The sequence below is a fragment of the Piscibacillus salipiscarius genome (genome assembly GCF_042685285.1).
Classification (GTDB): Bacteria; Bacillota; Bacilli; order Bacillales; family Alkalibacillaceae; genus Piscibacillus; species Piscibacillus salipiscarius.
The window spans coordinates 40278-48691 of record NZ_JBHUMZ010000003.1; the positions used below are offsets into that span (position 1 = coordinate 40278).

Genomic DNA, 8414 nt, shown 5'->3' on the forward strand with positions numbered 1-8414 from the left:
AATTCAAATAATAGGAATATTGTATTATTTTTGAGTTAAATAAAGAAAAAGGCTAACAAAACTGCTAGCCTTTTTACTATCATTTATTCTTCATGATCATCTTCAAATACCTTTTCGTATTCGGGTTTGATTTGTGTGTAAACGACTGGTCCATGTTGGTCAGTATCTAAAACAAAGGATCCATTACTATAACGATCGCTCTCTCTGAACTCAAGTGGCCTAACTTCTTTCGTTTCCCCTTTTTCAGTTTCAATGGTGATGTGTGTATCATCATTGACTAGATAGAACCCTGTGATGCGGTGTGGATTCCGCTTTAATTCTCTTAGCATAATTAATCCGCGTTTTGCTCTAGAGCTCATTTCAAATTCCGAAATGCTCATTCGCTTGCAAGCACCTCTTTGTGTGATAACAAATAGTGATGGTAATTGTAGGTCATCAAACACTTCTCCGTTCACTACATATTCACCGTCTTTTAATGTCATAGATTTCACACCAGCTGTTTTAACCCCTACAGATTTAAGTTCACTTTCATGGTACCAAAGACCATAACCAGTATTAGAAGCTAAGAATAGATCTTGATGTCCGTTGGTTAAATGAACATTAACTAACTCATCATCACCTTTTAACTTCATTGCGGTAATTGGCTTTGAATAACGTTGAACTTTATGAGCAGCTAAATCAGATTTTTTAATCATGCCATTTTTAGAGACCGTCAAGATATATTGCTGTTCATTAAAGTCCCTTATTGGAATAGCTTTAATAATCGACTCTTCACGGTCTATTGGGATAATATTAGCTATATGTTGGCCCATATCTTTCCACTTAATATCAGGTAATTCATGAACAGGAATATATAAATAGTGACCTTTATTTGTAAATAACAGAAGTGTATCTGTTGTATTAATCTCTAGAACGTGGATAATTTGATCATTATCCTTCATTTGTAAATCTTCCATATTGGAAGCTGCATAAGAACGTATGCTTGTTCGTTTAATGTAACCTTCTTTAGTAATTGATACCACAACCTCTTCTGATGGTACCATGACTTCAAGGTTGATCTTAATATCTTCAATTTCTGATTCAATTTTCGTTCTTCGTTCCGTCTTATAATTCTTTTTAACAGTTTTTAAATCCTTTTTAATAACTTGGAAGAGTTTTTTCTCATCTTCTAAGATAGCCGTTAATTCAGAAATTTTCTTTTTAAGCTCGTCTGCTTCTTTCTCTAGATCTGTTATGTCCGTATTGGTTAAACGATAGAGTTGAAGCATGACAATGGCTTCTGCTTGCTCTTCACTAAATTGATATTGTTCTTTAAGTCGTTCTTTAGCATTTTTCTTGTTTTCTGATGAGCGAATTGTTGCGATAACGTCATCTAGAATTGAGATAGCGTACATAAGACCTTCTAAAATATGAGCTCTTTCTTTAGCTTTTTTTAGATCATACTTTGTTTGTCTTTCAACCACTTCACGTTGGTGGTTAATATAGGCATCAAGAAGCTGAGTGAGATTCATAATTTTTGGTGTTTTATTGGCAATTGCTACCATGTTGAAATTATAAGAGACTTGAAGATCTGTATTCTTATATAGATAATTTAAAACACCTTGACTGTCAGCATCTTTTTTAAGCTCAATAACCACTCTTAGCCCAGTTCGGTCAGTTTCATCACGTACTTCAGAAATGCCTTCTACTTTACGTTCAATTCTAAGTTCGTCCATCTTCTTAACCATATTTGCTTTATTAACTTCATATGGTAATTCGGTGATGACGATTTGTTCTTTACCACCTCTTAAAGGCTCAATCTCAGCTAAACCTCGGACAACTATTTTACCTCTGCCAGATTCGTAGGCTTTTTTAATACCATCTGCACCCTGAATGATTCCACCAGTTGGAAAATCAGGTCCTGGCAAAACGTCCATTAAATCATCAACCGTTGAGTTAGGTTTTTCGATACGTTTAATGACTGCATCAATTACTTCAGCTAAGTTATGGGGTGGAATATCTGTTGCATAACCAGATGAAATACCTGTTGAACCATTGACTAAAAGGTTTGGAAATTTAGCAGGTAGCACAACTGGTTCGTAGTCGGTATCATCAAAGTTTGGTATGAAATCAACTGTATCTTTCTCAATATCTCTTAATAGTTCTGAGGCTATTCCTGATAATCTTGCTTCTGTATAACGCATTGCAGCTGGAGGGTCGCCATCAATACTCCCGTTATTACCATGCATCTCAACTAATTCTTGACGCACCTTCCACGTTTGACTAAGTCTAACAAGTGCATCATACACAGATGTATCACCATGTGGGTGATAATTACCAATGACGGTACCAACTGTTTTAGCTGACTTACGAAAAGCTTTATCATGTGTATTTCTCTCTTGATGCATGGCATATAAAATACGTCTTTGAACTGGCTTTAAACCATCACGGGCATCAGGCAAGGCGCGATCTTGAATAATATATTTACTATAGCGACCAAACCTGTCGCCAATGACTTCTTCTAATGGTAAATCTAAATACTTCGCTTGTTCTGCCAACGTTCTTCCTCCTAGCTATGCAATCTCTCGTTATCTAATATCGTGTCATCATCTTCCATTCCAAATGCAACATTCGTTTCAATCCACTTACGTCGTGGTTCAACTTTATCTCCCATTAATGTTGCAACGCGTCTTTCTGCTCTAGCAATATCTTCAATCGTAACCCTAATTAACGTACGTGTCTCAGGGTCCATCGTTGTTTCCCATAGCTGATCAGCGTTCATTTCACCAAGACCTTTATAACGCTGAATCGTGTAGCCATTTTTATATTCTTTTAATAATTTTTGCATGGCATCTTCATCCCAAGCGTAATCCTCTTTATAATTTTTCCTTTTTCCTTTTGAAATCTTAAAAAGAGGTGGTAATGCAATATACACTTTTCCTTGTTCAATTAGTGGTCTCATATAACGATAAAAGAATGTTAATAGCAACACTTGAATATGAGCTCCATCTGTGTCTGCATCTGTCATGATAATAACTTTATCGTACTGCGAATCTTCAATATTAAAATCTGCCCCTACACCCGCATTAATCGTGTGAACAATGGTTGCAATTTCTTCATTTTTAAAAATATCATCAATCTTAGCTTTTTCAGTGTTAATAACCTTACCACGAAGCGGTAATACTGCTTGAAATCTACGGTCTCTCCCCTGCTTAGCAGATCCCCCTGCAGAATCACCCTCTACTAAAAATAACTCGTTTTTCTTCGGGTTTTTTGACTGGGCAGGTGTTAGCTTCCCGCTTAATAAAGAATCTTTTCTTTTACGCTTTTTCCCATTACGTGCATCTTCTCTCGCTTTTCTTGCAGCTTCTCTAGCGTCTCTTGCCTTGATTGCTTTTTTAATAAGCATTTTAGAAGTTTCAGGGTTTTCTTCTAAGAAATAAGCTAATTGTTCCGATACAATACTTTCCGTTACGCTACGAGCTTCCGGAGTACCGAGTTTACTTTTCGTTTGGCCTTCAAATTGAAGAAGCTGCTCCGGTATTCTTGAAGAAATAATCGCTGTAAAGCCTTCGCGGATATCGTTACCATCTAGATTTTTATCTTTATCTTTTAACAGCTGCATTTTCCTTGCGTAATCGTTAAAAGCTCTTGTAATCGCTGTTCGTGCACCTGATTCGTGTGTCCCCCCGTCTCTAGTTCTTACATTATTTACGAATGATAAAATATTCTCTGAGTATCCATCATTGTATTGAAAAGCGAAATCAATCTCGATATCTTTCTGTTCACCTTCAAATGAAATGACAGGATGTAATCCATCTTTTTCTTCATTTAGGTAAGCAACAAACGATTCTAAACCATCTGGATACTTGTAAGACTCTTCAACGTCATTGCGTTCGTCTTTAAGTATGATTTCAATACCTTTTAATAAGAATGCCGCTTCACGTAATCGTTCAGAAAGAATATCAAATTGATAGTGAACTTGAGAGAAAATCTCTGGATCTGGCTTGAATCGGATGGTCGTCCCGCTTTTATTCGTGTTACCTTTCACTTCAAGACCAGTTACAGGCTTACCACCTTGTTCAAACCTCTGAGAATGCTTAGTTCCATCTCGGCAGATTGTCACTTCTAACCATTCTGATAACGCATTTACAACTGAAGCCCCAACACCGTGAAGGCCACCGCTTGTCTTATAACCACCTTGACCAAATTTCCCGCCAGCATGTAGCACTGTGAAAATAACTTCAGGAGTAGGCTTTCCTGTCTTATGTAATCCTGTCGGCATACCTCGCCCTTCATCCTTAACAGTTATTGACTCATCCTTATGAATGGTTACATGAATTTTCTCTCCGTAACCAGCTAACGCTTCATCGACTGCGTTATCGACAATTTCATAAACTAAATGATGCAACCCACGATGGTCTGTACTTCCTATATACATACCAGGTCGTTTTCTTACTGCATCTAATCCTTCTAGTACTTGTATTGAATCATCATTATATGCTTGGTTTGATTGAGACAATCGTACGACCCCTTTCTGATTCTATCAGATTATTTCTTTATTAATCTTTCGGTAAAAGTTAAGAAAATCCCTGTTAGTCAACAGAGATTTTTCCCGAGTTAAACGCTTTATTGCCCGATTAACCTAGAATGAACGACCTTAATACATAAATCCATTATGACGGTAAAGTCATGTTCTTTCAATAGATTATAGGCTTTTTCATTGGAAAGACCAAGCTGAGCCCAGAAAACCTTACAGTTCGTATTAAGGGCCTCTTCAGCTACATCAACCAAGTGTTCAGAACGTCTAAACACATTAATGATATCAATTGGCTGATCAATTTCTTCTAAAGAGTTATACGCTTTTTCCCCTAACACTTCATCAACATTAGGGTTAACTGGAATAATATTATATCCTTGATTTTGCATAATTTTAGATACTTGATAACTAGTGCGATTTGGTTTTTCTGATAAACCGACAACAGCGATTGTCTTGGAGTTTTCTAGAATGCTTTTTAATTCTTCATTCGATGGATTTTTCATACTTGACATCCCTTCCGAGAACTTCCTTTGTCATTAGCATAGCTTTTTTTTAACCTTTTCTCAAATAATAATTGTAAGATAAACTTAATAAAATTTAAAATTCACTTCTTTATTTAGGTTAGATTTGATAGAATATAATAAGCTAAAGCTCAAGTGGAGGAACCATTATGGATTACATTATTTTTGCTATTACAGCTTACTTATTAGGATCAATTCCTTCAGCTTTAATTATTGGTAAACTATTCTATCAAATAGATATTCGTGAACATGGAAGCGGAAATTTAGGCGGTACAAACACTTTCCGTGTTCTAGGCGTTAAGGCTGGACTTATTGTTTCACTTATGGACATACTAAAAGGAACAGTTGCAACTGTTTTAGCCATTTTCTTAGCACCTTCAACTGAACCATTAATTATAGGTGCATTTGCAGTGCTTGGACATACATATCCATTGTTTGCTCGTTTTAAAGGTGGAAAAGCTGTTGCAACTTCCGGGGGCGTACTATTAGGGGTCAGTCCGTTATTGTTTTTAATTCTTGTATTGTCTTTCTTTACTTTCTTAAAGTTATTTAAATATGTCTCATTAGCATCCATGTTAACTGGTGTTATAGCTTTTATTACATCCATTATTATGAAGGATATTGGACTCATAATTGTAACACTACTTTTAGCAATTTTCGTTATTTATAGACATAGAGAAAATATCAAGCGAATTAAAAATAAAACGGAACCCAAAATTTCGTGGATGTAAACATCAGCCCTCCATTAGTGGTGGGCTTTTTTACTTTAAATATCAATGAAGAAAGGTGCTTTTCATGAGAAATAAAATTATAATTGGCTCTGCTCTTTTTCTCATTACTTTAATGATTGTCATATTTACTAATTCTGATTACCAAAATAGTTCAGCTACAAAACAAGCAAACGGTCATCCTGTAATTGCAGAAAATCACTTTCAAAACCAAAAGTATTTCGAATCATCTATAACTTTAAACGCAATTGGCGACTTACTTATACATAGCACTGTTTATAAAGATGCACGTACGAGTTCTGGTTACGACTTTAATCCAATGTTTAAAGATATTAAATATTACTTGCAGAATGCAGACATCACTTTTGCCAATCAAGAAACTGTACTTGGTGGCAGTCAAATTGGCTTATCAACCTATCCTCAATTTAATACACCACAAGAATTGGGTGATACATTAAAAGACGTTGGGGTTGATATCGTATCAATGGCAAATAACCATACATTAGATCGAGGAGAACAAGCAATTCTAAACGCAACTAACTACCTTGATCAACTTGGTATTAAATATGTTGGTGCTTATCAGAACGAGAAAGATCAACAAACCCAAAGAATTATTCATAGAAAAGGTATTGCAGTAGGGTTCTTGGCCTATACATACGGAACAAACGGCATTCCAATTCCTGATGGTAAAAATCATTTAGTAAATTATATTGATGAGGATAAAATACTAAATGATATCCAAGATCTTAAACCTAAAACTGATTTTATTGTTGTAAGTATGCATTTTGGTAACCAATATCAGCCACTTCCAAATGACGAGCAGGTACACTTATCTGAACTGCTGACAAATAACGGAGCAGATGTAATTATAGGCCATCATCCACATGTCATACAGCCGGTTGATTGGATCTCGACTGATGAAGGTGAAGATAAATTTGTCGCATACTCACTTGGTAATTTCTTATCTGGTCAAAAAGGGACTGATCGTTTAATTGGAGCTATCATGCAGATTAAATTAACTAAAACCATTAACTCTAATTTGACTACCGAATATAAAGTTTCAGACGCTAAAATGATGCCGACTTACAACCAATATGAAAACTTCCAGAACTATAAAGTCGTTCCACTGGTAGAAGCTAATCAGTATAGTTTATCCAATGCTAAGCAATGGTTTGAAGATAAAAAAGAACTTATACAAACATTTACAAATCGAGTTGAAGTGGTTCCTTATTTAGAATAAGTTTAATAAATTGATATACGAATTATCATTAATTATACTTAAATTATATTGCCTATGGATTTGCTCTAATTGAAAGGAGTCCTAGATATGAACGAGATTAAGACGAAGAAACAATTACCTACTAAGGTAGAACGTCATAAATTATTTGGATCTGTAGAACCTGGGCCACGAACCAAACCAGAAGAAAAAAATAAAATGCCAGACCTACAAAATACCAAAAAAGATTTTCTGTTCGAACTAGATGCAGTTGGTATCCAAAATGTGAAACACCCTATTACGGTCCCTAGCTCAATCAAACCAAAAGAACAAACAACTATTGGGAACTTTTATTTTGCATCAACGATTTCTCAAGACTCAAAAGGAACAAACATGAGCCGCTTTACCGAACAACTTAATAACTATTACGAAAATGGTTTTAAAGTTGATATTCATACAATGAAACAGTTCGCTAAAGAGCTGCAAGGTCGGTTGAAACAAAAGGATGCTGAATTATCGGTTGAGTTTCCTTGGTTTTTTGAAAGGGAAGCACCTTACACTGGGAAACCAGGTATGAATCACGCAGATGCGTGGATTCGAGTAAAGTATCACCGTGAGAATGGTTATGATATAAAAGTAGGATTAAAAGGTAAAATCACTACGTTATGTCCTTGTTCTAAAGAAATTAGTGAATACAGTGCGCATAACCAACGCGGAAATGTAATTATTGAAGTGACATTAGATTCCGAGTTTGATGAACAACATGTAGACTGGAAGACAGTGTTACTTGAAGCTGCTGAGTCAAATGCTAGCGCAAGAATTCACCCTGTTTTAAAAAGACCTGATGAAAAAATGGTTACAGAACAAGCTTACGAAAACCCACGCTTCGTTGAAGATATGGTAAGACTTGTATCAAGTGATTTATACGAACATGATTTTATCAAGCAGTTCCATGTTAAATGTGTCAATGAAGAATCTATTCATCTACATGACGCCATTGCATCAATTACGTACGACAAACGTAAGGAAAAGTGATGTTAATGAAATATATATTTATTTACATGATTCGTTTTTATCAAAAATTCATCTCTCCTTTAAAAGGACCATCTTGCAGGTTTTACCCAACGTGTTCACAGTATGGCATTGAGTCGTTTAAAAGATTTGGGTTTTTAAAAGGGTTTTATTTAACAGTAAAACGAATCTTAAAGTGTCACCCCTTTCACCCTGGTGGATTTGATCCTGTTCCAGAAAAAAAGAGATAAATTATAAAATGAGGGTATGACAAAAGAAAAATAGCTTTACTATAAACGAATATTGAGTGTAACTAGCGTAGTCAAAATGCAAGACTCCCTCGGGAAATGTTGTCATACCAGCCAATAGTAAGCTTATAAATTTTTTTTAAAAAACTATAGTTAACTTCCATAAAGATT

7 protein-coding genes are annotated in these 8414 nt (G+C 35.4%); 4 read left to right on the forward strand and 3 right to left on the reverse strand.

Annotation, left to right across the window (positions count from 1 at the left end; all coding sequences use genetic code 11):
- Positions 1 to 83 precede the first annotated feature (83 nt).
- The 3 genes from parC to ACFSW4_RS00305 form a co-directional block, all read right to left on the reverse strand.
- Positions 84 to 2537, reverse strand: coding sequence for a DNA topoisomerase IV subunit A (gene parC, locus ACFSW4_RS00295; RefSeq protein WP_377326702.1), 2454 nt, complete (start codon positions 2535 to 2537; stop codon positions 84 to 86).
- An 11-nt stretch (positions 2538 to 2548) separates the two neighbouring features.
- A complete protein-coding gene (parE, locus tag ACFSW4_RS00300) occupies positions 2549 to 4501 on the reverse strand; it encodes a DNA topoisomerase IV subunit B (protein WP_377326704.1) in 1953 nt (650 codons plus the stop codon).
- Between the two features lie 107 nt (positions 4502 to 4608).
- Positions 4609 to 5022: a CoA-binding protein gene (locus tag ACFSW4_RS00305; RefSeq protein WP_054754594.1), complete on the reverse strand. Its 414-nt coding sequence runs from the start codon at positions 5020 to 5022 to the stop codon at positions 4609 to 4611.
- A gap of 167 nt (positions 5023 to 5189) precedes the next feature.
- On the opposite strand from ACFSW4_RS00305, the gene plsY reads away from it, so the two are divergent.
- The 4 genes from plsY to yidD all read left to right on the forward strand — a co-directional run bounded on the left by plsY (position 5190) and on the right by yidD (position 8246).
- Positions 5190 to 5771 carry a glycerol-3-phosphate 1-O-acyltransferase PlsY gene (gene plsY, locus ACFSW4_RS00310; RefSeq protein WP_054754593.1) on the forward strand — a complete coding sequence of 194 codons (582 nt, stop codon included), beginning with the start codon at positions 5190 to 5192 and terminating at the stop codon, positions 5769 to 5771.
- Positions 5772 to 5835: 64 nt separating this feature from the next.
- Entirely contained in the window at positions 5836 to 7008 is a 1173-nt protein-coding gene (locus ACFSW4_RS00315; protein ID WP_054754592.1) for a CapA family protein, read from the forward strand.
- A gap of 87 nt (positions 7009 to 7095) precedes the next feature.
- Positions 7096 to 8019, forward strand: coding sequence for a GTP cyclohydrolase FolE2 (gene folE2 / locus ACFSW4_RS00320; protein ID WP_377326706.1), 924 nt, complete (start codon positions 7096 to 7098; stop codon positions 8017 to 8019).
- A gap of 5 nt (positions 8020 to 8024) precedes the next feature.
- A complete protein-coding gene (gene yidD, locus ACFSW4_RS00325) occupies positions 8025 to 8246 on the forward strand; it encodes a membrane protein insertion efficiency factor YidD (protein WP_377326708.1) in 222 nt (73 codons plus the stop codon).
- Positions 8247 to 8414: the final 168 nt, after the last annotated feature.

What these genes read in the sequence shown, in the direction of transcription:
- plsY (WP_054754593.1), top strand. Translation starts at nt 5,190, where the DNA reads ATGGATTACATTATTTTTGCTATTACAGCTTACTTATTAGGATCAATT.
- folE2 (WP_377326706.1), top strand. Translation starts at nt 7,096, where the DNA reads ATGAACGAGATTAAGACGAAGAAACAATTACCTACTAAGGTAGAACGT.
- yidD (WP_377326708.1), top strand. Translation starts at nt 8,025, where the DNA reads ATGAAATATATATTTATTTACATGATTCGTTTTTATCAAAAATTCATC.
- ACFSW4_RS00315 (WP_054754592.1), top strand. Translation starts at nt 5,836, where the DNA reads ATGAGAAATAAAATTATAATTGGCTCTGCTCTTTTTCTCATTACTTTA.
- ACFSW4_RS00305 (WP_054754594.1), bottom strand. Translation starts at nt 5,022, where the DNA reads ATGAAAAATCCATCGAATGAAGAATTAAAAAGCATTCTAGAAAACTCC.